Source organism: Micromonospora arida (genome assembly GCF_042873195.1).
In the GTDB taxonomy this organism is placed as follows: Bacteria; Actinomycetota; Actinomycetes; order Mycobacteriales; family Micromonosporaceae; genus Micromonospora; species Micromonospora arida.
The window spans coordinates 553,066-577,795 of sequence record NZ_JBIALC010000004.1 but is presented as its reverse complement, the minus strand read 5'-3'; the positions used below and the strand labels follow the sequence as shown (position 1 = coordinate 577,795).

Annotated in this window: 24 protein-coding genes and 1 pseudogene; 14 read left to right on the top strand and 11 right to left on the bottom strand. The window is 72.1% G+C overall.

Annotated elements, in window-relative coordinates:
* Positions 1 to 329: 329 nt before the first annotated feature.
* Positions 330 to 914, bottom strand: coding sequence for a hypothetical protein (locus ACFYP0_RS16850; RefSeq protein ID WP_356979562.1), 585 nt, complete (start codon positions 912 to 914; stop codon positions 330 to 332).
* A 668-nt stretch (positions 915 to 1,582) separates the two neighbouring features.
* Entirely contained in the window at positions 1,583 to 1,897 is a 315-nt protein-coding gene (locus tag ACFYP0_RS16845) for a MazG-like family protein (protein ID WP_356979560.1), read from the bottom strand.
* Between the two features lie 189 nt (positions 1,898 to 2,086).
* Between ACFYP0_RS16845 and ACFYP0_RS16840 the strand changes: the two genes are divergently transcribed.
* A complete protein-coding gene (locus ACFYP0_RS16840) occupies positions 2,087 to 3,457 on the top strand; it encodes an alpha/beta hydrolase family protein (protein ID WP_357005291.1) in 1,371 nt (456 codons plus the stop codon).
* A gap of 66 nt (positions 3,458 to 3,523) precedes the next feature.
* Here ACFYP0_RS16840 and ACFYP0_RS16835 read toward each other — a convergent pair whose 3' ends face one another.
* Both ACFYP0_RS16835 and ACFYP0_RS16830 read right to left on the bottom strand, forming a co-directional pair.
* A complete protein-coding gene (locus tag ACFYP0_RS16835; RefSeq protein ID WP_124858848.1) occupies positions 3,524 to 4,237 on the bottom strand; it encodes a hypothetical protein in 714 nt (237 codons plus the stop codon).
* A gap of 565 nt (positions 4,238 to 4,802) precedes the next feature.
* Complete coding sequence (locus tag ACFYP0_RS16830) at positions 4,803 to 5,315, bottom strand: VOC family protein (protein ID WP_357005288.1); 513 nt, start codon at positions 5,313 to 5,315, stop codon at positions 4,803 to 4,805.
* Positions 5,316 to 5,383: 68 nt separating this feature from the next.
* Here ACFYP0_RS16830 and tsaA point away from each other — a divergent pair, with 68 nt between their 5' ends.
* Positions 5,384 to 5,812, top strand: coding sequence for a tRNA (N6-threonylcarbamoyladenosine(37)-N6)-methyltransferase TrmO (tsaA, locus tag ACFYP0_RS16825; RefSeq protein ID WP_357005285.1), 429 nt, complete (start codon positions 5,384 to 5,386; stop codon positions 5,810 to 5,812).
* A 92-nt stretch (positions 5,813 to 5,904) separates the two neighbouring features.
* Here tsaA and ACFYP0_RS16820 read toward each other — a convergent pair whose 3' ends face one another.
* Both ACFYP0_RS16820 and ACFYP0_RS16815 read right to left on the bottom strand, forming a co-directional pair.
* Positions 5,905 to 6,534, bottom strand: coding sequence for an MBL fold metallo-hydrolase (locus tag ACFYP0_RS16820; RefSeq protein ID WP_124862410.1), 630 nt, complete (start codon positions 6,532 to 6,534; stop codon positions 5,905 to 5,907).
* Positions 6,531 to 7,619 (bottom strand): S-(hydroxymethyl)mycothiol dehydrogenase, encoded by a 1,089-nt coding sequence (locus ACFYP0_RS16815; RefSeq protein ID WP_357005281.1) that lies wholly within the window; start codon positions 7,617 to 7,619, stop codon positions 6,531 to 6,533. Before ACFYP0_RS16815 ends, ACFYP0_RS16820 begins: the two co-directional genes overlap by 4 nt.
* A gap of 184 nt (positions 7,620 to 7,803) precedes the next feature.
* Between ACFYP0_RS16815 and ACFYP0_RS16810 the strand changes: the two genes are divergently transcribed.
* Both ACFYP0_RS16810 and ACFYP0_RS16805 read left to right on the top strand, forming a co-directional pair.
* Complete coding sequence (locus ACFYP0_RS16810) at positions 7,804 to 8,223, top strand: hypothetical protein (RefSeq protein WP_124862404.1); 420 nt, start codon at positions 7,804 to 7,806, stop codon at positions 8,221 to 8,223.
* A gap of 24 nt (positions 8,224 to 8,247) precedes the next feature.
* Positions 8,248 to 9,429 (top strand): low temperature requirement protein A, encoded by a 1,182-nt coding sequence (locus ACFYP0_RS16805; protein WP_357005278.1) that lies wholly within the window; start codon positions 8,248 to 8,250, stop codon positions 9,427 to 9,429.
* Positions 9,430 to 9,436: 7 nt separating this feature from the next.
* Here ACFYP0_RS16805 and ACFYP0_RS16800 read toward each other — a convergent pair whose 3' ends face one another.
* The 4 genes from ACFYP0_RS16800 to ACFYP0_RS16785 form a co-directional block, all read right to left on the bottom strand.
* On the bottom strand, positions 9,437 to 10,348 hold the full coding sequence (locus ACFYP0_RS16800; protein ID WP_357005275.1) for an SDR family NAD(P)-dependent oxidoreductase: 912 nt from the start codon (positions 10,346 to 10,348) through the stop codon (positions 9,437 to 9,439).
* 22 nt (positions 10,349 to 10,370) lie between these two features.
* Complete coding sequence (locus ACFYP0_RS16795; RefSeq protein ID WP_357005272.1) at positions 10,371 to 11,879, bottom strand: flavin-containing monooxygenase; 1,509 nt, start codon at positions 11,877 to 11,879, stop codon at positions 10,371 to 10,373.
* Between the two features lie 72 nt (positions 11,880 to 11,951).
* Positions 11,952 to 12,410 carry a hypothetical protein gene (locus ACFYP0_RS16790; protein ID WP_355499782.1) on the bottom strand — a complete coding sequence of 153 codons (459 nt, stop codon included), beginning with the start codon at positions 12,408 to 12,410 and terminating at the stop codon, positions 11,952 to 11,954.
* The gene (locus tag ACFYP0_RS16785; RefSeq protein ID WP_355499780.1) at positions 12,410 to 12,889 is read right to left on the bottom strand and encodes a hypothetical protein; all 480 of its coding nucleotides are present in this window, start codon (positions 12,887 to 12,889) and stop codon (positions 12,410 to 12,412) included. Before ACFYP0_RS16785 ends, ACFYP0_RS16790 begins: the two co-directional genes overlap by 1 nt.
* A 44-nt stretch (positions 12,890 to 12,933) precedes the next feature.
* On the opposite strand from ACFYP0_RS16785, the gene ACFYP0_RS16780 reads away from it, so the two are divergent.
* The 10 genes and pseudogenes from ACFYP0_RS16780 (at position 12,934) to ACFYP0_RS16735 (ending at position 24,023) form a co-directional block, all read left to right on the top strand.
* The gene (locus ACFYP0_RS16780; RefSeq protein WP_357005269.1) at positions 12,934 to 13,911 is read left to right on the top strand and encodes a helix-turn-helix transcriptional regulator; all 978 of its coding nucleotides are present in this window, start codon (positions 12,934 to 12,936) and stop codon (positions 13,909 to 13,911) included.
* A gap of 93 nt (positions 13,912 to 14,004) precedes the next feature.
* The gene (locus tag ACFYP0_RS16775; protein WP_357005266.1) at positions 14,005 to 14,637 is read left to right on the top strand and encodes an ATP-binding cassette domain-containing protein; all 633 of its coding nucleotides are present in this window, start codon (positions 14,005 to 14,007) and stop codon (positions 14,635 to 14,637) included.
* Positions 14,634 to 15,911, top strand: a complete 1,278-nt coding sequence (locus tag ACFYP0_RS16770; RefSeq protein ID WP_357005263.1) for an extracellular solute-binding protein — start codon at positions 14,634 to 14,636, stop codon at positions 15,909 to 15,911. Before ACFYP0_RS16775 ends, ACFYP0_RS16770 begins: the two co-directional genes overlap by 4 nt.
* Positions 15,908 to 17,674, top strand: coding sequence for an ABC transporter permease (locus ACFYP0_RS16765; RefSeq protein ID WP_355499771.1), 1,767 nt, complete (start codon positions 15,908 to 15,910; stop codon positions 17,672 to 17,674). The genes ACFYP0_RS16770 and ACFYP0_RS16765 overlap by 4 nt, the downstream gene beginning before the upstream one ends.
* Entirely contained in the window at positions 17,671 to 20,055 is a 2,385-nt protein-coding gene (locus ACFYP0_RS16760) for a tetratricopeptide repeat protein (protein ID WP_357005260.1), read from the top strand. The genes ACFYP0_RS16765 and ACFYP0_RS16760 overlap by 4 nt, the downstream gene beginning before the upstream one ends.
* Before the next feature lie 36 nt (positions 20,056 to 20,091).
* Positions 20,092 to 20,697: pseudogene (locus tag ACFYP0_RS16755) on the top strand (IS607 family transposase).
* Positions 20,694 to 21,038, top strand: coding sequence for a hypothetical protein (locus ACFYP0_RS16750; protein ID WP_357005257.1), 345 nt, complete (start codon positions 20,694 to 20,696; stop codon positions 21,036 to 21,038). Before ACFYP0_RS16755 ends, ACFYP0_RS16750 begins: the two are co-directional and overlap by 4 nt.
* Before the next feature lie 180 nt (positions 21,039 to 21,218).
* Positions 21,219 to 21,842: an ABC transporter ATP-binding protein gene (locus ACFYP0_RS16745; RefSeq protein ID WP_112602474.1), complete on the top strand. Its 624-nt coding sequence runs from the start codon at positions 21,219 to 21,221 to the stop codon at positions 21,840 to 21,842.
* On the top strand, positions 21,839 to 23,260 hold the full coding sequence (locus ACFYP0_RS16740; RefSeq protein ID WP_124854997.1) for a DUF6297 family protein: 1,422 nt from the start codon (positions 21,839 to 21,841) through the stop codon (positions 23,258 to 23,260). The genes ACFYP0_RS16745 and ACFYP0_RS16740 overlap by 4 nt, the downstream gene beginning before the upstream one ends.
* A gap of 184 nt (positions 23,261 to 23,444) precedes the next feature.
* Positions 23,445 to 24,023 (top strand): dihydrofolate reductase family protein, encoded by a 579-nt coding sequence (locus ACFYP0_RS16735; protein WP_124854999.1) that lies wholly within the window; start codon positions 23,445 to 23,447, stop codon positions 24,021 to 24,023.
* On the opposite strand, the gene ACFYP0_RS16730 is transcribed toward ACFYP0_RS16735, so the two are convergent.
* Positions 24,005 to 24,715, bottom strand: a complete 711-nt coding sequence (locus ACFYP0_RS16730; RefSeq protein ID WP_355499761.1) for a helix-turn-helix domain-containing protein — start codon at positions 24,713 to 24,715, stop codon at positions 24,005 to 24,007. The two genes, ACFYP0_RS16735 and ACFYP0_RS16730, sit on opposite strands and share 19 nt — an antisense overlap.
* Between the last annotated feature and the right edge of the window lie 15 nt (positions 24,716 to 24,730).

Sequence of the window (24,730 nt, the reverse complement as noted above, 5' to 3'; positions counted from 1 at the left end):
ATGCCAGGCACCATCTACCAGCGCACCCAAGATCCCTACCAACTGACACATGTATCGGGACTTCACCACTGACAGATGTCATGGGACTGAATAGTTCGCGCGGAACGGAAACTGTCCAAGATCTACGAACAACCGCCGACCAGCAGCCAAGGCCAGCAGCCGACGGCCCCGCGGCCAGCGAACGAAACGGCGACTGGTGAACGGCGACCAGCGACCGGCTAGAGCAGAAATGCCGCTGGCCGGCACCCCGGTTGCGGGTGCCGGCCAGCGGTCGGTGTCGTGCGGTGGTGCTTAGGTGCGCTGGTTCTGCGATGGTGTCGTGGCGCGGGTCAGCTGTTCCAGTACTGACCAACCAGGTCGGCGGCCTGCTGCTCCCACTGGGCGTAGGCGTCCGGGTAAGCCGACACCTGCACCGTCTGCGCCGCGTCGGTCAGCGGCATGTCCTGCCACCCGTCAACCTGCTTCAGACCCTTGAGGAACGCAGTCGTCGAGTACTCGGGGTCGGTGATCTGCTCCGGGGTGCCCCAACCCGAGCTCGGGCGCTGCTGGAACAAGCCCAGCGAGTCGTGGTCGTTCATATCGCCCAGGTGACCCAGGTTCTCCAGCTTCGACTCCTGCAGGCTCGTCGCGATCGAGATGACCGCGGCCCGCTCCGGCAGACCGGCCTTCTTCGTCGCGGCGATGATCGCCTTCACGTTCGCGGTCTGCTCGTCGTTCAGGCTGATCCGGGACTGCTCGCCCTGGGTGCCGTGCGGGATCAGCTTGCTGGTGTCGGGCTTGTCGGCCTGCACCGCTACCGCGACGGGCTTGCCGTCGACGGGGTTGGCCACGTGGGCGATCGGACCGGCGAAAATACCACCGGCGAACGCGAGGCCAGCAACAGACAGGACGCTCTTACGCATGATCGTGTTCATGGGGGTAGCTCCTTCGGGGGTAGGACACCCCGACCGCCAAAAGGGGGGCGGCGGCAGGGTGTGAGCACCTCGTCCGGCGCTGCACGTACGTACAAGGGGGGAAGTTTGGGGGGTGACACCCGTGTCGGGCGTCGGGGTCGGCGACCTGGCGAGCCGGGGGCTCGTGGCGCCGGGTCCCTGTGTAACGACCCGGGGGGCCAGGTCATTCCGGGGTGGCCCACCTACCGGGCACCCTCACCGTGGCGGTGCCTGCGGTCGTTCGCGGGGACTGTAACGACCGGGCGGAGGCTGGCATTCCCACCTGCGCGACCACGCCCCCAAGGTCGAGCGGCGGGTCGGTGGTACTGCGATCGTCAGAATATGTAACGACCCCGACCCGGCCATGATTCCGGCCCACGAGTGCGCCCGGCCACCACCCACAAACACCCACCAACTCACAAACCGCCCACCCAACGTCGGGGCCACAGCGCCGAACCGGCGGTCATCCGCGTGATCCACTCGGGTTCACGGAAGTCGGGGCATCCCAGACTCCCAGACACCGCGATATCAAGGAACCCGAGTCGATCACGAATGAAGCGACCGGCGCACAACGCCCAATGCGGTCAACGTTCACGCACCGGTCGGCCGGCGGGAAGGGGTGGACGGAGTGAGCGGGGGCTACGGGACGGTTATTGACCCGCCAGGCGGGAGCGCACCTTTGCGGCGCAGGTGTCCAGAGCCGCCTGCGCGTCCAGCCCGAGGCTTTCGATGGCCACCAACGCGGTGAAGGCGACGTCGGCCAACTCCGCCGCGACGTCCTCGCGGGTGTGGGTGACACCCTTGCGCGGATTCTGCCCGAGCAGACCGATCCAGGCGGCCGAGGCCTCCCCCGCCTCCTCGGTGAGCTTGAGGATGCGGCAGGTCAGCTCGGTCTGCCCGGTGCCGTTCGCCGCGTCCAGCCAGCCGCGTGACGCTCGGGCCGCCGCCCAGATCGACTCGTCCACGACGACCAGTCAACCCGATCGACCCACCGGCCCGAACGACCGGGTACGGCTGGACGATCGTGTTGACCGGCGGGTCAGCGAACCCATTGACACTGGTCGACAGCGGTTCTAGGTTCAGGGCGCTACCGGCCGGTAGGCAACCGTCCCGCTGGTCGCCCCCGGGCGACAACCGTCCGATGGGGAGCATCGATGCTGTCCACACCCGTTCGTACCCTCCGCCGCCTGCTCGCCGCCGCTGCGACGCTGACCCTCGCGGTCGGACTGGCCGGTGCCGCACCGGCCAGCGCCACCGGTCGCGACGCGAGGGGCGGCGAGCCGCTGCCCGGCTACACCATCGAGAATCCGCCGTTGGCGCCGCTGATCGTGGGCGGCAAGCCGACGACGGTACGCCAGGGCGTGCACCGCCACGCCGGGTACATCATCGAGGTTCCCGCCCGGTGGAACGGCGACCTGGTGTTGTGGGCGCACGGCTACCGCGGCCAGGGCACGGTGCTCTCGCCGGAACCGCCGGCGTTCGGGCTGCGCCAGCGCCTGCTGGAGCAGGGGTACGCCTGGGCGTCGTCGTCGTACGACCGCAACGGCTTCGACATCCGCTCCGGGGTGCTGGGGACGAAGGATCTCGCCGACCACTTCGGGCGGACGGTCCGTCGACCGCAGCACACCTACGTCGCCGGGGTGTCGATGGGTGGGTACGTCATTGGTCGTTCACTTGAGCAGTACCCCGGCTTCTACGACGGCGCGATGCCGATGTGCGGTGTGCTCGGTGATCAGACGCTGCTCGACTTCTACCTGGACTACAACCTGGTCGCGCAGTCGCTCGCCGGAGTACCTGCCTATCCCACGCCGGCTGACTATCTGACCAACGCGGTGCCCCGCATCCAGGTGGCGCTCGGTCTGGCCGGACTGGCCCCCACCGGGCCGGACACCACCACCGAGCGGGGCAAGCAGCTGCGGGCGATCACGGTGAACCGGTCGGGCGGGCCGCGTCCGGGAGCCGACGCCGCGTTCGCGGTCTGGAAGGACTTCCTCTTCTCGATCAGCGTGCCCACCGGGAGCGGCAACTCCCCCGCCCAGCGGCCAGGTCAGCTGTCCACCAACCTGCTCACCCGCTACGCCCCGAACAGCCCGGTGAACGTCAAGGCGACGGTGCAGCGGGTCGCCCCGGAAAACCTGCGGCAGCGGCTCCTGCCGACGCTGACCGAGGTGCCGCGGATCGCCGGCCGCCCGACCGCCCCGGTGCTCAGCCTGCACGGTCTCGGCGACCTGTTCGTACCGTTCAGCATGGAGCAGGCGTACGCCAGCGACGTGGCGCGGCACGGTCGCAGCAAGCTGCTGGTTCAGCGGGCGATCCGGGCCACGCAGCACTGCGAATTCACCCCGGCGGAGGCCGGCGCCGCCTGGGACGACCTGGTGTCCTGGGTACGCACCGGCAAGCGCCCGGCCGGCGACACCGTGACCGACCCGGCGGTGGTGGCCCGACCCGACTACGGCTGCCGGTTCAGCGACCGGGCCGCGTACGCGGCCGGGGTCGGCACCCGCCGCCTCTACCCGGCCTGCTGAGGTACGCGGACACGAAGAACCGGCCGGCTCCCGTCGAAGGGAGCCGGCCGGTCTCGTGTGCGGGTGTCACCAGATCTGCTGGACGATGTCCGCCGCCTGCTCCTCCCACTGCGCGTACGCGTACGGAAAGGCGGAGACCTGCACGGTCTGCGCGGCGGCGGTCAGCGGCAGGTCCTGCCAGCCGCCGACGTTCTTGAGTGCGGTGAAGAACGCCGTGGCGGCGTACTCCGGGTCGGTGATCTGGTCGGGTGTGCCCCAACCGGACGACGGACGCTGCTGGAACAGGCCCTGCGAATCGTGGTCGTTGTACGCGCCGAGGTGGCCGAGGTTGTACAGCTTCGACTCCTGCAGCGAGGTGGCGATGCCGATCACCGCACCCCGGTCACCGACGCCGGTCTTCTTGGCGGCGTCGACGATGGCCCGGGCGTTGGCCAGCTGCGCGTCGTCGAGCGGTACGCGCGACTGCGCGCCCTCGATGCCGTGCGGGATCAGCTGGGCGCGGCTCGGCTTGCCGGCCGGCGGCTTGCCGGTGGCGGAGCCGGTGGTCAGGCCCGACTCGACGGGCTGCTCATCCTGGCGTGCCGAGGTGGCGGCCTTGCCGGTGGCGAGGTCGATGGCGGCGACGGCGCCCTGGTGCGGTCCGGAGGTGACCGGGGCGGCGGCTGCGGTCGGCGCGAGCGCCAGACCGCCGAGGGCGGCAACACCCGCCACGCTCAGCGCGGTCTTGCGGTACGAGTCCTTAGCGATGGCGGGGAGCCATCGAGTGAAGTCGGCCTTCACGATGGTTGCCCTTTCGATCGTGCGAAGCGCTCCGGGGTGAACGCTCCTCGGGAGATGACCGCGGACAGGGTTTGGGCTCCGGCGGTACGGGGGACACAACCGGGTTCACCTGTCGGGCATTCCGGAATTGCCCGAGGCTCGGCCCGGTGCGATCCCGGTCACGCGCAGAGTCGGACAGTGCGGCCCTGCGGATATCAGGCCAGACGGCCGTGACGCAGGGTGTTTTCGGAACCGGGGCGCCAATATCCGAACGCCACCCTTTGCTCTGCTTACTAATACGCACCGGTCACGTTCCGTGACTGCGGTGAGAAACCTCCGCGGCTGGTGGAAAGTGCCCATTCGCAGCTCGTGGGACATGGCGCATATAGGTAAGCAGAGCAAAGGGGCCATGCAGGGTGACGGGAGGCAGACAGCTAGCGGTTCGTCGCTACCGTGGGTGAGCCGTCTAGGTCAGCACGCGGTTGACGTAGCCGTGCGGCTCGCCCTGGCGGACGAGAACGCGCCAGAACTGTTCGGGGTGCCGGAGGGTCTCGATCGACAATGCCCCGGGCCGCCACCGCCGGACTCAGCTGTCGCCGTCACCTTCGGGCTCCGCATCCCGCGTCCCGCCGCCCTCGTCCGGCCTGAGGAGTTCCTGGAAGATGGTGATCTGGAGCCCGGCGGGGGCGTCGAGGCGGGAGTTGAGTGACTGCCACGGCGTACGCGTCGGCGGCGCGATCTCGCTCGCACCGGCGGCCACCAGTCGGGTGGTCGTCGCCTCCGTGTCGTCCACCTCGAAGGCCACCCGGATCCGCGGCGCGACCTGCCGACCCACCTCGACCTCGTCGATCAGGCGTTTCTGAGCGGGGTTGGCGATCTCCAGGGTGGCGCGGCCGGCGTCCAGGATCACCACCCGCGCATCCCCCTCGCCGCTGAACGCCGCCTCCTCCGGCAGGCCCAGCGCGTCGCGGAAGAACGCGACGGCGGCCTCGTGGTCGGTGGCCTCCACCACGAGGCGCAGTTGACGGACCGCGGGGGCGGGGGCGGGCGAGTCGGCGAGGGCGGATGAGTCGGCGGGGGCGGGCGAGTCGGCGGCCATGAGCGGGATCCTAGCGTCGCGGCAGGGCTGGGTAGGGCTAGGTTGGGACCGTCCAGGAGGGAGCGACGATGGTCGAGGCAGTGAGTGACGACGCGTACCTGCTGCACCCGGTCGGCCGGGTCGACTCGTCGCTGACCGACGCGGCGAGCGCGCCAAAGCAAGGCGACGAGGGCGCGCCGACGGCGTGGCTGGTCTTCGACCCGCAGGTCGAGCGGGCCGTGCGTGACCTGCGGGTCGGCACGGAAATGCTGGTGCTGACCTGGTTGGACCGTGCCCGGCGTGACGTGCTCGCGGTGCACCCGCGCGGCGACGAGAACCGTCCGGAGACCGGGGTGTTCAGCACCCGCTCACCGCACCGGCCCAACCCGATCGGGCTGCACCGGGTGCGGGTCCTGGCGGTGGACGGGCTGCGCGTCGAGGTGGCCGACCTGGAGGCCCTCGACGGCACCCCGATCCTGGACGTCAAACCGGTGCTGGGCGTGGCCGACGAACGCTGAGCCCGTCGCCTACGCCACAACGCCAGCAGACCGTCCACCGACGCGCGAGCAGACCGGACTCGTCAGCCCGGCCTGAGACGCCCGCAGGAGTGTCAGTGGCCGCGGTCCAGCCACTCCTGCAGGTGCGGCGCCTCCGCGCCGATCGTCGTGTCGTCGCCGTGGCCGGTGTGCACGACCGTCTCCGCGGGAAGGGTCAGCAGGCGTGTGCGGATCGACCGGACGATGGTGTCGAAGTCGCTGTAGGAGCGGCCCGTAGCGCCCGGGCCACCGGCGAAGAGCGTGTCGCCGGTGAACACCGCGCCCAGCTCCGGCGCGTGGAAGCTGCACGCCCCAGGGCTGTGCCCGGGGGTGTGCAGCACCCGCAACGTGGTGCCGCCCACCTCGATGCTCTGCCCGTCGTGCAGCTCGCCGTTGGGCGGCAGGTGCGGGTGGACCATGTCCCAGAGGACGCGGTCTGCGGCGTGCAGCAGCACCGGCGCGCCGGTGGCCTCGGCCAACTCGGGCGCCACCCGGACATGATCGTCGTGGGCGTGGGTGGCCAGGATCGCCCGGACCTGCCGGTCGCCCACCAGGGCGAGGATCGCCGCCACGTCGTGCGGCGCGTCCAGGACGACGCACTCGCGGTCGTCACCGATCACCCAGACGTTGTTGTCCACGTCGAAGGTCTGCCCGTCCAGGGAGAACGTGCCCGAGGTGACCGCATGGTCGACGCGGGCGGTCACGGGAACACCACCACCGAGCGGAGCACGTCGCCGTGGTGCATCCGGTCGAAGGCGTTCTCGACCTGGTCGAGCGCGATCTCCTCGGTGACGAAGGCGTCCAGGTCGAGCCGGCCCTGCAGGTACAGCTCCGTGAGCATCGGGAAGTCCCGGCTGGGCAGGCAGTCGCCGTACCAACTGGACTTGAGGGCGCCGCCACGCCCGAAGACGTCCAGCAGCGGCAGCTCGATCTGCATCTGCGGGGTCGGTACGCCGACCAGCACCACCGTGCCGGCCAGGTCGCGAGCGTAGAACGCCTGCTTCCACGTCTCCGGTCGGCCCACCGCGTCGATCACCACGTCGGCGCCGAAGCCACCCGTGGCGGCACGGATCGCGTCCACCGGGTCGGTCTCTGAGGTGTTCACCGTGTGCGTGGCACCGAACTTGCGGGCCCAGTCGAGCTTGCGGCTGTCGGTGTCCACCGCGACGATCGTGGTGGCGCCGGCGAGGAGCGCACCGGCGACCGCCGCGTCCCCGACACCGCCGCAGCCGATCACCGCGACCGAGTCGCCCCGGGTGACGTTTCCGGTGTTCATCGCCGCACCCAGCCCGGCCATCACACCGCAGCCCAGCAGACCCACGGCGGCGGGTCGGGCCGCCGGATCGACCTTGGTGCACTGGCCGGCGTGCACCAGGGTCTTCTCGGCGAACGCGCCGATGCCCAGCGCCGGGGCGAGTTCGGTGCCGTCGGTGAGGGTCATCCGCTGAGCGGCGTTGTGGGTGTTGAAGCAGTACCAGGGCCGACCCCGACGGCAGGCGCGGCAGACCCCGCAGACCGCCCGCCAGTTCAACACCACGAAATCGCCCGGGGCGACGTCGGTGACGCCCTCGCCGACCTGCTCCACGATGCCCGCCGCCTCGTGACCGAGCAGGAACGGGTAGTCGTCGTTGATGCCACCCTCGCGGTAGTGCAGATCGGTATGGCAGACACCGCACGACTGGATCCGGACGATCGCCTCACCGGGCCCGGGATCGGGCACCACGATGGTGGTGACCTCGACCGGCGCGCCCTTGCTGCGGGAGATGACTCCCCGGACTTCCTGGCTCACTTCGCCTCCTGCTGGTGGTCTGCGGCAGGGCCGGGCGCCGGGTGGGCGGATGTGCCACGGGCTCGGCGGTGGGCCCCCGGCGAACCTACCGCGACCACCACGGCCAGCCCAGCCGGCCCGGCGGGTTATCGGGGGCGGTCCGGGGTACGCGGGCCGCATTCGACCACGGCCGACGGGAGTGACAATGAAATCCGCGCACCTGCCACTGCGGGTCAGTATCGGCGCGTACTTTCTCAACTCGGGTCTGGGCAAGCGCACTCTGGAGGGCACCGCCGCGGAGGGCTTGCACGGGATGGCGGTCGCCGCCATGCCCCAGCTCGGTCAGTTGGAGCCGACGCGCTTCGCCAAGCTGCTGTCGTACTCGGAGATCGCCCTGGGGGCCGCGTTGATCGCGCCGTTCGTCCCGGCGCCCCTGGTCGGGCTCGGCCTGACCGCGTTCGGCGCGGGTCTGGTGCAGCTGTACCTGAAGACGCCGGGGATGCGCGAACCCGGCAGCATCCGCCCGACCCAGCAGGGCGCGGGGTTGGCCAAGGACGTCTGGCTGGTCGGCGCGGGGCTGACCCTGGTGCTGGAGGGGCTGACGCACGGGCGTCGGCGCGGCTGACCGCGGGCGGCCTGAGGAACTGCGGTGAGCCAGCCTCGGTCGGTGCGGCCGTTCTACCGGCCGATGCGGCCACGTCGTCGCGACGAGCCGCACCGCGCGGCCACGCCGCTGGAACTCTTCTTCGACCTGTGCTTCGTGGTGGCCGTGTCGCAGGCCGCCACCAACCTGCACCACGCCGTCTCCGAGGATCAGCTCGGCCACGCGCTGACCAGATACCTGATGGTCTTCTTCGCGATCTGGTGGTCGTGGATGAACTTCACCTGGTTCGCCTCGGCCTACGACACCGACGACGACCTCTACCGGATCGCGACGCTGGTCCAGATCGCCGGCGCGTTGATCATCGCCGCCGGAGTGCCCCGGGCGTTCACCGACGGCGATTTCAGCGTCATCACGTACGGCTACGTGGTGATGCGGATCGCGCTCGTCGTGCAGTGGTGCCGGGCCGCCGCCGGTGACCCGGCGCACCGCCCGGCGGCCCGGCGGTACGCGATCGGCGTCACCGTCGTCCAGCTCGGCTGGCTGCTCCGGCTGGCCCTGCCGCAGAGTTGGGCGACCGCGGCGTTGCTGCTGCTGGTCGTGGCCGACCTGCTGGTGCCGGCGGTGGCCGAGCGCCCGGGCATGACCCCCTGGCATCCGCGACACATCACCGAACGGTACGGGCTGTTCACCCTGATCGTGCTCGGCGACGTGGTGCTGGCCACGTCGGTGGCCATCCAGGTCGGAGTGGACGCCGGCGACCGCCACCTCTGGTCGCTGGCGGCGGCGGCCACCCTGATCGTGTTCGCCCTGTGGTGGCTCTACTTCGACCGGCCCATCGACGCGCCCGACCGGTTGCCGTACACGCTGGTCTGGGGCTATGGGCACTACCTGATCTTCGCGGCGGTCGCCGCGGTCGGTGCGGGTCTGAGCGTTTCGGTGGACCACGAGCGGCACCTCGCGCACATCTCGGAAACGATCGCCGGGTACGCGGTGGCCGTCCCGGTCGCCGTCTTCCTGCTCACGGTCTGGGTGCTGCACGTACGTCGGCAGCAGCACGGCGCGGTGGTCGTCGCCTTCCCGGTCGTCGCGCTGCTGGCACTGCTCGCACCGCTCGGTCCGGCACCGGTGTACGTGATGGCGGCGCTGCTGGTCGCCCTCGTGGCGTTGACCATCCTGTTGCGCCGCCGCGACGTGGGCCCGAGCGCGACGGTGGCCGACCCGGCCTGAACCGCGCTCACGCCACCTCGCGCGCCGGGTCGGCGAGGGTGTCGGCGGGGCGTTGCGCGGGGACGGCGGGAGCGGGCGGCGACGGACGGACCACGCCCCGGTTCAGGCCGGTGACCAGGAGCCGGTTGTACGAGGCCGGCATGACCCGGGCCAGCAGGTCGGGCAGCTTCGCCGACCAGCCGATCAACACCCGGCCCCGACGCCGCTCGACGCCGCGCAGGATCACCTCGGCGGCCCGCTCCGGCGCGATGGTCAGCAGCTTCTCGAACTGCGCCCGACCGGCCGCGTACTCGTCGTGGGAGACGCCACTGCCGATCCGGGCGTTCTCGGTGATCCGGGTACGGATGCCGCCGGGGTGCACCGACGTCACCCCGATCCCGTCGTCGACCAGTTCGTGGCGCAGCGCCTCGGTGAAGCCGCGTACGGCGAACTTGCTCGCCGCGTACGCGGTCTGCCCGGCCGGCGCGATCAGCCCGAACAGGCTGGATATGTTGACCAGGTGCGCGCCCGGCTCGGCCCGGAGGGTCGGCAGCAGCGCGTGGGTCAGTTGCGCCACGGCCCGGAAGTTGACGTCGATCACCCAGCTGAACTCGTCGAACGTCACCTGGTCGAACCGACCGCCGAGGCCCACGCCGGCGTTGTTGATCAGCAGGCGTACCCGGGGGTGTCGCTGGCCGATCTCCGCGGCCACCTGGGCGGTGGCGGTCTGGTCGGCGAGGTCCACCAGGTACGTGGCGAGCTGACGATCCGGGTGCTCGGCGCGGATCGCGGTGGTGACCGCGTCCAGCCGCTCGGCGTCGCGGTCCAGCAGGACCAGATCGCTGCCTCGGCGGGCCAACGCGTGGGCCAGCGCGGCGCCGATGCCACTGGCCGCCCCGGTGACCACGGCGGTCGCGCCGGCGAAGTCGAACCTCTGCACGATCCTGCTCCTCTGCTGGCGGTTACCGACGCTCGGACGCGACGGGACGTGGGGTGCGGTCGGGCACTGTCACCCCGCCGGCCCGCGAGAACCGCACCCCCTCGTCGGTGAGCCGGCCGTGCCGCATCAACAGCACGTCGCGGGCGTAGTTCTGGTGCAGCCGCCACGGTGTGGTCGCACCCTGCTTGGGCAGCGTGTCGACAGCGCGCAGCACGTAGCCGGAGCGCAGGTCGATCAGTGGCACCCGCTCCGCGTCGGGCGGTGGGAGCGGGGTGACGACCTGCTGGCCGGTGCGGTCGAGGTGCCGCAGCAGTCGGCAGACGTAGCCGGCGACCAGGTCTGCCTTGAGCGTCCACGACGCGTTGGTGTAGCCGAGGGTCAGCGCGAAGTTCGGCACGCCGGAGAGCATCATGCCCTTGTAGGCCACGGTGTTCGGCAGGTCGACGTCGACGCCGTCCACCCGCAGTGTCAGGCCACCGAGGGCGAGCAGGTTGAGCCCGGTCGCGGTGACCACGATGTCGGCGGGCAGCTCGTCGCCGGAGGCCAGTCGGACGCCGTTCGCGGTGAACGTGTCGATGGTGTCGGTGACCACCGACGCGGTGCCGTCGCGCACCGCCGTGAACAGGTCACCGTCGGGTGCCACGCAGAGCCGCTGGTCCCAGGGGTCGTAGCGGGGCGAGAAGTGCCGGTCGACGTCGTACCCCACCGGGAGCAGGCCCCGCGCGACCCGGCGCAGCACCCGCTTCACCAGGCCGGGCGCACGCCGGCTGAGCTGGAAGTTGACGGTGGACAGCAGCACGTTCTTCCAGCGCACCACCGGATACGCGGCCTTCGCCGGCAGCCAACGCCGCAACGCGTCGGCCAGGCGGTCGCGGGCGGGCAGCGCCATGACGTACGTCGGTGAGCGCTGGAGCATGGTCACGTGCGCGGCCCGCTGCGCCATCGCCGGCACCAGGGTCACCGCCGTCGCGCCGCTGCCGATCACCACCACCCGCTTGCCGGTGTGGTCGAGGTCGTCAGGCCAGTGCTGCGGGTGCACCAGCCGCCCGGCGTACGCCTGGACACCGGGCAGGGGTGGGGTGTAACCCTCGTCGTAGCGGTAGTAGCCGGCGCAGGCAAAGAGGAACGAGCAGGTCAGCACCACGATTTCGGCGGTGTCGGTGCGCTGGGCGTGCACCGTCCAGCGGGCGGTGTCGCTGTCCCAGTCGGCACGCAGCACCCGGTGGCGGAGGCGGATGTGCCGCGGCACGTCGTACTCCCGGGCGGTCTCCCGCACGTACTCCCGGATGGTCGTGCCGTCGGCGATGGCCTTCGGCGCGGTCCACGGCTTGAACGAGTAGCCGAGGGTGAACATGTCAGAGTCGGAGCGGATGCCCGGGTAGCGGAACAGGTCCCAGGTGCCGCCTATGGCGTCGCGCGCCTCCAGCACCGCGTACGTCTTGTCGGGGCAGTCACGACGAAGGTGGCAGGCGGCGCCGATGCCGGACAGGCCGGCGCCGATGATCAGCACGTCGACGTGGTCGGAGGCCATCGCGTTCCTCCATCCGGGGCGGTGATCGGACCCTAACACCGCACCCGAACGGCCGGAACTACGCGACGGGCCCTAGTCGGACGCTCGGGTGAAGGTCATGATCCAGTTGGTCTCCCAGGTCTGCTCGCCGTCGACCGAGAACGCCTGCTCCCAGCGGGCGGTGGTCGCGCTGATGCCCGACCAGATGAACCGGCACCGGACCGGGCTCCCCTCGTGCTGGTCGTCGGCGTAGAAGTGGCCGACCCCGTCGACGAAGCGGCCCACCATCGGCGGCAGCCCCAGCACCCCGACGTCGCTGCTCATCCAGTAGATCGACCACTCCTGCCGGGCGGGGTCGAAGATCCGGATCGTGGCGCCGGCGGAGCCCTTGGTCGGGAACGTGATCTCGTCGAAGTGACCGCCGCCGGCGAAGAAGCCGTGCGCCACCGACACCCCGGGGAACTCCTCCCACTCGTCGGAGCCGACCAGCCGCTTGCGCAGCCGGCGGTTGACGACGTTCCAGGTGCCCACAAAGAAGTCGAAGTCGCCCATCAGCGGCCCACCGGCCCTTCCGCTCGCGTGTCACGCAGATAATTGGTCAGATTCGGACTCTCCGGCAGCAGCATGTGCCGGACCCAGGCGGCCCGTTCGTGTTCCAGAACCGCCAACTCCCAGACGCAGCCCACCGCCGGGCGGCGTAGGTGGACGAAGTGTGCCGGGTCGTCGTCGGGACAGTCCAGCGCCGGCTGCCCGGCGGCGGCGACGCGGACCTCCACCGCGTTGTCCCACACCCAGGTGTACGCCAGCAGATAGGCGCCGGTGTCCGCGCCCCGGTGCAGCACCACCCAGCCGGCGGCCGGGGTGCCGTCGTCGACGACGTCGGCCAGCAGGTCGGGCAGCAGGTCGTACGCGGCCTTCTCCACCTCGGGTTCGATCGGTCGCTCCGGCTGGTCCACGTGGTAGCGCTTGAGTTGCCGGCCGTCAATCAGCACTGGTCCGGGCGTTCGTAGTTCCTTGTCGCGAAATGCCATGCCGGGACGGTAGGGCGGGTCCCCTGACAACTAGTGTCAGTGAAGTGCGAGCTTCTCGACTTCTCTCCGTCCTGCTGCTGCTCCAGTCGCACGGGCGGTTGACCGCCGCGCAGCTCGCCGAGCGGTTGGCCGTCTCCCCCCGCACCATCTACCGGGACGTCGAGTCGCTGCACGCCGCCGGCATCCCGCTCTACGGCGAGGCCGGGCACGCCGGCGGCTACCAACTGGTCGACGGCTGGCGGACCCGACTGACCGGGCTGACCGCCGAGGAGGCCGACCGGCTGTTCCTCGCCGGGCTGCCCGGCCCCGCCGACGAGTTGGGCTACGGCGATGTGGTGGCCGCGCTGCAACTCAAGCTGCACGCCGCGCTGCCCGCGCCGCTGCGCGACCGGGCGACCCGCCTGCAACAGCGCTTCCACCTGGACACTCCCGGGTGGTACGCCGATGGCGACGCCTCCCCCGAGCTGGCCCGCACGGCCGAGGCGGTCTGGCGGCAGCACCGCGTCGAGGTGCGCTACCGCGGCTGGAACGGCGAGGTGACCCGGGTCCTGGAGCCGTACGGCCTGGTGCTCAAGGGCGGCCGTTGGTATGTGGTGGCCGACCAGCCCGGCCGGGGCGCGCCGGCGACCTACCGGGTCAACCAGATCCTCGCGTTGACCCCACTGGCGCAGGAGTTCGACCGCCCGGCCGACTTCGACCTGCCGTCCTGGTGGCGGGCGCACGTGGTGCAGTTCCGGGCCCGGCTGCACCGCGACGAGGCCCACGTCCGACTCTCCCCCGCCGGGCGGGAGCGGTTGCGCGAGGTCGGCAGCGACCCGGTGGTGACCGCGATGGACAGCAGCGCCGGGCCACCGGACGCGGGGGGCTGGGTGACCGCGGTGCTGCCCATCGAGTCGCTCACCCACGCCCACGGTGACCTGCTGCGCCTCGGTGCCGACGTCGAGGTGCTGACCCCGGTGGCGCTGCGCGAACGGCTGGCCGCCACGGCCGCCGGGCTCGCCGCGCTCTACTCCCCCGACTGAACAGCCCCGCCCATCTCCACAGTGGAAGGGTTCGGGGGCGTCGATTGTCGTCACGGTGTGAAACCCTGGGACGGTCATCGATGGTCACCGGAGGTGAGGGTCACGTTACGGCTACGCGCACTGGTCGCCGTCCCCGGCACCGGGCCGGTGACCCTGGACGTTCCCGCCGGCACTCTCACGGCCCTGGTGGCACCGCCCCGGTTCGGCACCGCGGTCGCCCGGGTGCTGGCCGGGCTGGCCCCGCCGGTGACCGGTCGCGTCCTCGTCGGCAACCGGGACGTCACCAGCCTGCCGCCGCCCCGCCGGCAGATCGGCTACGTGCCCGCCGGTGGCGCGCTGCTGCCGCAGCTCACCGTGCGGCGCAACATCGAGTACGGCCAGCGCAAACGCGAACGGGTGCACGAGGTGGCCAACGACTGGACGGCCACAGTGGTCGACCGGCTGGAGTTGGCGCTCTCCCTCGCCCTGCTGCCGCACCAGATCTCCGACGCCCAGCGGTTCCGGGTGGCGCTCGCCCGAGCGGCGGCCTGCCTGCCCGAGGTGCTGGTGGTCGACCTGCCGGCCGGCTCGGCGGGCGACAGCCGCCTCGGTGACCTGATGCCTCGCCTCTCGCCGCCGGACGCCCCCGGGGTGGCGGTGCTGGTCTGCACCGCCGACCCGGCCACCCTGGCCGAGATACCGGTGCGGCACGAGCTGGTCACCGAGCCGAGCGAGGCGGCCCGATGAGGCCGGCCGCCCGGGTGAGTCGCCGTACGCTGCTGCGCGCCGCCGCCGCGGGCACCACCGCCCTGGCCGCCGGCTGCTCCGGCGGAACCCGGTCGGTGCAGGTCGCCGTGGTCTGGAGCACCAGCGAGCTGGACAGGTTCCGCGAGGTCGTCGCCGGCTACCCCGCCCAGGTGCAGGTGATCAGCGCCGGCAACGACATCGACGCGTTCCTGCGCGCCCGACACCTGGCCGGCACCAGCCCGGACGTGGCGATCCTGCCGCGCCCCGGCCTGGTCACCGAGTACGCCCAGCGCGGCTGGCTGAGCCCGGTGCACCCGTCCACCGACTACGCCGTGCGCGTCGAGCTGAGCGATCTGCTGATGACCGACAGCGAACGCTACGGCGTCTGGGTCAAGGCGGCGCACAAGTCGCTGATCTGGCACCTGCCCTCCATGCTGCCCGCGCCGCCGACCACCTGGGACGAACTGCTCGACCGGACCAGGGAGTTCGCCGCGCGCGCCCGACGCGACGGCGGGCCGGCGCCCCTGGCCATCGGCGCCGCGGACGGCTGGGTGCTCACCGACTGGTTCGAGAACGTCCTGGCCGACATGGCACCCGGGAGCTACTACGCCCTCGCCCAACAGGGCGCCGACTGGCAGGACAAGCCGGTACGCGACGCCCTGGACCGCCTCGCCGGTCTGTGGAGCATCGACGGCGCGTTCGTCGGCGGCGGCCGTCGTGCCCTGCTCACCCAGTACGAGGAGTCGGTGATCCAGGTGGTGCACACCCGACGGGCGGTGATGCTCCTCGGAGCCGACTTCACCGCCGACGTCGTTCGTCCGTTCCGACGCGGCCCGGAGGCACCTGTCACGTTCCGGTTCCCGGGCGCGCAGCCGGGCGGCGGTCCTCTGATCGTCGGTGGGGACGCGGCCGTGGCGTTCGCCGACGCCCGGGGTGGGGTCGAGCTGGTCGAATGGCTCGCCAGGGCCGACTCGTTCCAGCCGTGGCTACGCGAAGGTGGTTACCTGTCGCCCAACACCAATGTCTCCATCGCCAGCTACACCGACGGCGTCGGCAAGCAACTCGCCACGGAGATGCGGGCCCCCGGCACCCTGCGTTTCGACCTTTCCGACCAACTGCGCGGCGCATTCACCGGCTCGGACGGGGTCGGCATCTGGCGGATCATGCAGGGCTTCTTCGCCGACGTCACCGACGGGGTCCGCGCCAGCGAGGCGATCCGCCGGGCCACCGGCCTGCTCGCCGCGGCGGCCCGCAGCGCGGGGGGCGGCCGATGAGCCAGGTGCGGGTCCTCGGCGAGCTGGCGGTCCTCGACGACGTCGGTCCAGCCCGGCGGGGTCGGGCCTATCCGGCGGCGGGGGCCACGTCGGCCCTGCTGCTGCCGGCCGCGGTGCTGCTCGGCGGGCTGGTGCTGTGGCCGGTGCTGCGGACCATGCACGCCAGCGTCACCACCGACGGTCGCTGGGTCGGCGCGTCGCACTTCCGGAGCGCGCTCGCCGCCCCGGGCACCGGCGCGGTGGTCGGTCGGACGGTCCTCTGGGCCCTGCTGGTGCCGGCGGTGGTGACGGCACTGGGCTATCTGCTCGCCGCCGCGTCCCGCCGCTCCCAGGAGGGCGGCCTGGTCCGGTTGATCCTCCTGGTGCCGGTGGCGTTGCCGCTGGTCGTCACCGGGGTCACCTTCCGGCTGATGTACGACCCGGACCCGAGCCGGGGGCTGGCCACCCTGGTCGCGACCCGACTGACCGGCCGCCCGGTGGAGGACGCGCCGCAGTTGCTCGGGCCGGGGATGGTCACCGTCGCGTTGATGTCGGCGTTCGTCTGGGCCTGGGTCGGGTTGGCGGTGCTGGTCTTCCGCTCCGCGCTGGACGCGGTGCCGCCGAGCCTCGCCGACGCGGTCCGCGCCTACGGCGGTACGCGTCGCCACGTGCTGTGGGACGCGCAGTGGCGGCCACTGCTGCTGCGGACGACCGCTGTGGTCTTCGCGTTGGTGGCGGTCGGCACCAGCCGCACGTTCGATTTGATCCTGGTGATGACCCCCGGTTCGGTCCGCGACGAGGCCTCGGTGCTGGCGCTGCGGATCTGGCAGACGTCGGGGGTCACCACCACCGGCGACGGCGCCGCGCTCGGCGTGGTGTGGCTGGTGGCGGTGATCGGCGGGATCATGGTGGCCGCGCTCTTCGTCCGGCAGGCCTGGCCCCCGCCGCGCGTCGAGGCGGCACCGGAGCCCGCCCCGGTCGCCCCGCCCCGGCGGGTGTTCCGGCTGCTCGCGGCGGGTGCCGCGATCGCCTGGCTGGTGCCGCTGGCGGTGCTGGTCGCCACGTCGGCGCACGGCCGGGTGGACGCCGCCGCGCGCGGCTGGTGGTCGGCGCCGCCGAACGGCGAGTCCTACCGCGACCTGGTCACCGGCACCGAGCTGTGGCGCACGCTGGGCTTCACCCTGCTGCTGGCCACCGCGGTGACCGCCACGGTGCTGGTGGTCGCGCTGCTGGCCGCGTACCCGTTGGCCTGGTTGACCGGGCCGGCCGCGCAGGCCACCGGGCTGCTGTTGCTGGCGGCCAGCGTCGTACCGATCCAGGTCATCGCCGGGCCGGTCAACGAGGTGCTGGGCCTGGTGCTCTCCTCCGGTACGGCCCAGGGCCTGGCCCTGGTGCACATCGCGCTGGGCGTGCCGTTCGCGGTGCTGGTGCTGCGCAACGCGTTCGCCGACCTGCCGGTGGAGCAGGTCCGCGACGCCCGGTTGGGCGGGCGTCGGTGGTGGCACACCCTGCGCCGGCTGGCCCGGCACAACCTGTCGGCGGTGGTGGCGGTCTCCGTGCTGGAGTTCGTCCAGGTCTGGAACGACCTGGTGGTGGGGCGGCTGTTCGGCGGGCCGGGGTCGTCGCCGCTCGGGCCGTTCCTGGCTGAGCAGACCCGCAGCTTCGTGAGCAACAGTGGGGCGTTGGCCGCCAGCTCGGTGCTCGCCTCGGTGCTGCCGGTGGTGCTCGTGGTCCTCTCGCGGCGGCACCTGGTCGCCGGGCTCGTCTCCGGGGGTGTGCGGTGACCGGGCCGGGTGGTTCGCGTGGCGGCTCGCGCTGGCCGGCGCTGATCGCGATCGGCGGCGTGGTCGGCAGCGTCCTCGCCAACGTGGCCAGCAACCTGGCCGGCAATGTCCTCTCCGAGCTGGCTGCCAGCGTGCTCGGGCCGGTGACCATCGTCCTGGCCTCCGGCGGCGTCGTCGGTTACGTGGTGTACGAGGTGCGCCGCCGCCGGGCTGGCCCGGAGGTCGACCCCGAGCCGACGGAGGTGCTCACCACCCCGGCCGCCGGGGCACCCAATCTGCCCTACACGGCCGAGTTCACCGGTCGTGAGAAGCACGTCGACGCGGTGGTCGGTCTCCTCACCCGGGAGCACGCGGTGGCGGTTCTGGGCCGACGCGCGGTGGGCACCTCCGCGTGCGCGGTGCAGGCCGCGAACGAGTGCCGGAAGGACTTCCCCGACGGCCAGTACTACCTGGACCTGCGGCGGCGCGGCCGACCCCGCTCGGCCCGGCAGGTGCTCACCGCGCTGGCCCGGATCCTGGGCACCGCCCCGCCGACCTCCGGCCGGCCGGACGCACTCGCCGCCGCCGCCGACGCGCTGCGCGGTCAGCTCGACGGTCGCAAGATCGTGCTGGTGCTGGACAACGTGGACCGTCCCGACCAGGTCCGGCCACTGTTGCCGCCCACCGCGCGCACCTGCCGCCTGTTGCTCGCCGGCGGTCCGGCGCTGGTCGGTCTGGAGGGTGTGGTCGCACACTGGATCGCCGAACCGGGCACGTCCGAGGCGGTGGAGCTGTTCGCGACGGCGGGTGGAGCCGCGCCCGCCGCCCGGGTCCGTCGCGCCGACCCGCGCACCGATCCGGCGGTACGCGAGATCGTCGACCTGTGCGGGCGGCAACCGCGTACCGTCCGCGCGCTCGGTTACCGGACCGCTCAGCACGGCTGGCGGCACTCCGACGTGCTGGACGCGCTGCGCCGCGCGGTGCAGACGCCACCGCACCAGCGGCTCGCCGTCTCACCGGCGGCCCGCCTGGTCACCGAACGCGACATCGCGTACCGGGTGTTGCCCCGCCAGGCCCGACGGTTGTACCGGCTGATGTCGCTGGTTCCCGCCCCGGTGGACCGGCCCACCATCGCCGCGCTGGCCGGACGGCACCGCGAGCTGGTGACCGCACTGCTCGACCGGTTGGCCGCGGCGGCGTTCGTGGTCGGCGCGCCCGGCGACCGGTACGAGCTCCGCCCCCTGCTGGCCGGCAGCGCCCGGCTGCACCTGCGGGACGCGGATCCGGTCCGGGCCCGGGTCGCCGCGCAGGCCCGCCTGACCCGGCACCTGGCCCGCCAGGCCGAACGGCACGTGGCCAACCTGGCGGTGCTCGGCTCGCCGGGGGACCGGGAGTGGTCGCTGCCGCTGGACGACGACCCGTACGGCTGGTTCGACCTGCACCAGGAGCTGCTGCTGGCGGTGGTGCGGGTGCCGGCCGGCGCGAAGGAGACCCTGCCCCGCCGGGTCCGCCGGTGGTGGTTCCGGCTGGCCGTGGCGCTGTGCGGGTGGCTGGCGTACGCCGAGCGGCTCGACGAGTGGGAGCAGGTCTGCCGCACCGTGCTGGCCACCCCGACTGCTGACGACCGTCCGGAGATCGCCGGGTGGGCGCACAACGAGCTGGGGGTGCTGCGTCGACGCCGGCACGACCCGCAGGGTGCGGCGGCCGCGCTCACCCTCGCGGTCAACGAGCGGGGGCGGCGGGGCAACGCCCAGGCGCGGATGAACCTCGGCCTGGCCCTGCTCGACCTGGGGCAGCTCGACGACGCGGTGGAGCACCTGGAGATGTCCCGCCGACACCGCTCCGGCGCCGACCGGGCCGGGCACGCCCTCACCGAGCTGGGCCTGGGCGCGGCCCAACTGGCCCGGGGCGAACCGGACACCGCGCACCACCACCTGGTGCGGGCGGCCAACACGTTCCGGTCGGTGGGTGACGCGCGCGGGTACGCGGCGGCGTTGACGAACCTGGTGCTGGTCCACGCGGCGCTCGGCGAGCACCTGGACGCCGCCCAGGCGTGGCGGGCCGCACTGCGCGAGTACGAGTCGGTCAACGACCCGACCAGCCGGGCGACGGCGCTGCTCAACGCCGGAGCGACGCTGCTGAGCAGCACCCCGGGGCAGGCGCGGACGGCGTACGAGCTGCTGGCCGAGAGCCGCCGGCTGCGCGAGGAGACCCGGCCGACAGCCGGGCTGGCGCGTACCCTGCTCTACCTGGGTGACGCCTGCTCCGCGCTGGGCGACCAGGCCGACGCGCGGCGGCACTGGGCGGACGCGGCGGCGGTGGCCGAGGAGGTCGCCGACGCCCAGGGGCTGGCCGCCGCCGACGCCCGGCTGGACAACGACGCCGACACCCGAGTGACGTAGGTCGCCCACGGTGGCTGCTGGCAAAGGTCCAGGAGACTGTTTTATCGCATTTCGGAGTTCGCGGAACGCATTGGTCGTTCCGCGAGCGCGGTGCGCCGATAGGAGGCTGAGGCCGGATTGTCACCAGACGCACCCCACCGGCCAGCGGTACTTCGACGAGTCCGATGTGTGCGCCGTACTCACTCCCGCTTTTTCGCGAGACGACCGGAAGGTGATCGCTTACTGTCGGTTGTCTTCCGCCGGACAGCGCGACGACCTTGCGTCGCAGCGCACCGGCATGGAGACGTTCTGCCTAGCCCGAGGGCTGGCCGTGCACGAGTGGGTCAGTGAGATCGGCGGTGGTATGGATTTGCTGCGGCCTAAGCTTCTCAACGTCATGAGCCGAGTCAAGGCCGGGCAGGTGTCGACGCTGGTCATCGCCCACAAGGACCGGCTGGCCCGGTTCGGCTTCGACTATCCCGCCTACGAGGTGAGGTGGCCGGATGTGAGCTGTTGGTGACCAACCAGGAATCGCTGTCACCGCGGGAAGAGATGGTCGCCGACCTGTTGTCGGTCGTGCATAGTTTCTCAGGTCGGCTCCATGGCCTGCGCCGATACGAGAAGCCGATGAAGACCGACGACTTGAACGGGGGTGCCCGGTGAAGACCACCCGGATCGCTTACTCGCAGCGACTCAACGTCGGCAAGTATCGTGCGCTGGCCGAGCAGGCCCGGCGACTCGGGCGGGTACGCAGTGAGGTATGGCGCCGCTACGGCTCCGTGGCCGGGGCAGGGCTGACGGACCGGCAGGTCCGCGACCAGTGGTTAGCCGAGGGCACACACCGACGGTTCGAGGTGCTGGCCAACGCGTGGAAAGAGACCGTCCGTGACGCGATGGCCGACATCACCGCCAGCCGGGAGTCGGCGAAGGCGGTGGCACGTGTGCGGGGTGGTGTGGCAGGCCGACGTGAACGCCGCGATCAACGTCCTGCAACGACGCGGTGACCCCGACATCACCCTGCGCACCCCGCACAACTTGGTGAAGCAGATCGTGCAGACACGGGCCAATCGCCACCGGAGCAGACTGCCGCTCCCGGACTTCAGCCCAGCCCTGCTGAGCGAAGAGCGAATCATCCGGAAGTCTCACCCCGATCAGGTGTGAGCAACAAGAAGGAAGCAGACTCTGTGATCGTGGACGCGCTCTCGGTACGGGGACTCAGTCGCAACTTCGGCAACCTGGTCGTGCTCGACGAGGTGAGCTTCACGCTCCCGGCGGGCCGGATCGCGGTGGTGCTGGGCCCGAACGGCAGCGGCAAGACCACTCTGCTTCGCTGTGTCGTCGGCGCCGACCGGCCGGACGCGGGTGAGGTGCTGGTGCAGGGCCGCCGGGCCGACGAGACCGATCCTCAGGTGCGTGCGCTGGTGGCAGCCGCCCTGGACGACATCGACTTCTTCCCCGACCTGTCGGTGGTCGAGCACCTGGAGTTGGTCGCGTACGCCCACGGGGGTGACGCCGAGCCGGTCGAGGAGGTCCTCGCCGAGCTGGGTCTGGAGCCGGCCCGCGACCAACTGCCGGTGACGCTGTCCAGCGGGCAGCGCCGCCGGCTGGCGCTGGCGTCCTGTTTCGTCCGGCCCCGCCGGGTGCTGATCCTGGACGAGCCCGAGCAGCGGCTGGACGTCCGCGGGCGACAGTGGCTCGCCGACCGACTCCTCCGCGAACGGGCGGCGGGCACGGCCGTGCTGTTGGCCTCGCACGACCCGGAGCTGATCGACGCGGTGGTCGACGAGCGCATCGAGATCGGCAAGTGACCGCGGCGCCGGCCACGATCGCCGACACGCCGGTCGGGGTGCCGAGCGCCCGGCAGGTGCGGACGCACCTGCGCAAAGCACGCAGCCGGCACCACGACCATTCCCTCGGTGACGTGCTCGGCGATGCGTACGTCATGGTCCTGTTCGTGGGCATGTACGGCTGGTTCGCGATCAGCGCCAGCCGTGACCTGCTGGACTCCCCCACGGTGGGGCAGGCCGAGCCGGGCGTGCGGTGGTGGCTGGCGGTCGCCGCGCTGCTCGCCGGCGCGGGGCTGGCCTGGCGTGGTCTGCGCGCGCTCGGCCCGCTGCTGGTCACCCCCGCGACACAGAGCTGGGCGACCAGCGCGCCCATCGACCGGCGGGCCTGGCTGGCGCCGCGCTTCGTCCTCCTGCTGCTGGGCTCGGCGGCCGGCACCGCGGCGCTCGGAGTGGCGGTGGCGGCGCTCGGTGGGGTCAGCGAACCGTCCGCCCTGGGCTGGGCGGCGGCGGCCGGCGCGGGGTGGGGCGCGGCCGCGCTGGCGCTCAGCGTCGTCGCCCAGAGCAGCCGGTCGGGGCGACGCTGGCCGAGCGTGGTCGGGGCGGCGCCGATGGTGGCGGCGGCCGTGATCACCGCTCTGGTGGTGTTCGTCGGTCGCCTCGACGACGGGCTGCCCCGGCCGACGACGACACCGACCGTCGCGTTGTTCGCCGTCGCGGTGCCGCTCGCGGTCGTGGGCATGATCCTCGCGGTACGCGCGCTGCCCCGGGTCGACCGGGCCACCCTGACCACCGGCGCGCAGTTCGCCAACGCCGCCGCCACGGCCACGATCCTGCTGGATCCGAGCCTGCTCGCCGGCCTCGTGGAGAGCCGCCGCTGGCGCCGGATCGGGCGGGTCCGCAGCCGCCGGTTCCGGCCTGGCCCCGGCTGGTGGGCACTGCTCCAAGCCGACGTACGCCGGCTGCGCCGGCACCCGAGCGCCGTGCTGATCTGGGCGGCGCTGATCGGGGTGCAGTTCGCTGCCGCGCTCGCCCTGCCCGGGTTGGCCGGGGCCACGCAGGTGGTGTTCGCGTACCTCGCCGCCAACCGGCTGACCGGCGGTCTGCGGTCGGTCAGCCGCTCACCCGGGCTGCGCCGGGCGCTCGGTGGGAGCGACAACCTGCTGCGCGGGATCCACGTGGTGGTGCCGGCTGTCGGCGCGGGCCTGTGGTGGTTGCTGACCCTGCCCACCGTCGACCCGGGGCCGGCCTGGCTGGCGCCGACGCTGGCGCTCGGTGTGGTGGCCGCCGCGTTCCGGGCCGGCACCCGCCCGCCGATCAACTACGGCGGCGCGACGGTCAACACGCCGTTCGGGATGATCCCGGTCGACCTGATGCGTCAGGGGTCACGGGGGCCGGCGCTGCTCGCCGTGCTGGTCCTCGTCCAGCTGTTCCTGGGCTGAGCGGGCTCATCCGCCCGGCCGACCGGGCGGCTGAGCGGGCTCATCCGCCCGGCCGGTCGGCCTGATCACGGCACCAGACCCGGCGGCGTGTTCGGAGCGGCTGTCGTTTCCGTCCAAGACAGCGCCGCGACCGCGATCTAGCGTGGACCCTGCAGCCCGCTTCCGAGCATGAGGAGACAACACAATGCGCGACCTGGTCTATACCGGTTTCATGTCGCTCGACGGCGTCGTGGACTCGCCCGGCGGCGGGCCGGGTGAGGAGCACCGCAGCGGCGGTTGGGTGTTCAAGGACCTCGAGTTCGTCCCAGAGGCCTGGTCGCTGAAGGGCGAGGAACTAGCTGACACGACGGCGTTGATGTTCGGCCGTCGCAGCTACGAGGCGTTCTCGCCGGTCTGGCCCGGTTCGGAGGACCACGCCGACTACAAGGAGCTGCCCAAGTACGTGGTGTCGAGCACGCTGTCCGACGACGCGCTCGTCGACGGGTGGGGGCCGACGACGATCCTGCGCTCGACCGGGGACGTCGCCGCGCTCAAGCAGGGCGAGGGCGGAGCGATCTTCATCCATGGCAGCGCGGAGCTGGCCCGCCGGCTGTCCGATGAGGGGCTGATCGACCAGTACAACCTGCTCGTCTTCCCCGTGCTGCTCGGTGCCGGCAAGAGCCTGTTCGGCCGGGCCGACCGCGACAAGTACATGCTGACCCTGCGAGAGTCGGAGAGCTACTCGAACGGGATCCTCAAGGTGGTCTACGACGTCAAGCGCTGATCCAGGTCGAGGGCGATGGCGCCGCCGGTGCCCTCCCGTAGCTGCCGGACGGTGCGTCCGAGGTAGCAGCGCAGCGCCCGGGCCAGGTGCGGCTCGTCGAAGTAGTCGAGCTTGGCGACCACGTCGGCGGCCGGGTCGCCGGTGGCCAGCAGCTCCGCCGCCGCGCGGGCCCGCTCGATCTGCCGGACCGCGCCGCGCGTCAGGCCGGTCGCGGCGCGGAACCGGCGTTCGACGGTGCGCGCCGAGACGACCGGACGGTGGCCCCGCAGCAGCTCGGCGACGAGCAGGTCACGGACCACGGTGCCCTCCCGGACGAGGCTGTCGACAAGGACCTCAGCGTCGTCGGGGCCGGGCGTCTCCCAGCGCGCGCCGTCCAGCCGGAACGTCCGGCGCGTGGTGTCGGGAAGCTCGATGCCGCCGTCGACCAGCGTCGGCGGGGGCACGGCCCGCAACGAGGTGCCCACGGCGAACTCGATGCCGGTGAAGGTGGCGCCCTCCGGCACCGGCGCCGTGCCGGTCCGGGTCTCGGGACCGGTGATGCCCGCGTACGTCCGGCCAGCCTGCTCCCAGAACACCAGGCCCCAACGCACGCCTGCCACGGATGTCATCGTGGTGACCTGCTCGCTCGTGCAGGTCCACACGGTGTCGACCCATGGCGAGTCGGACCCGCGCGTCTCGAACCGCAGTCCCACGGGCGAAGGTTACGC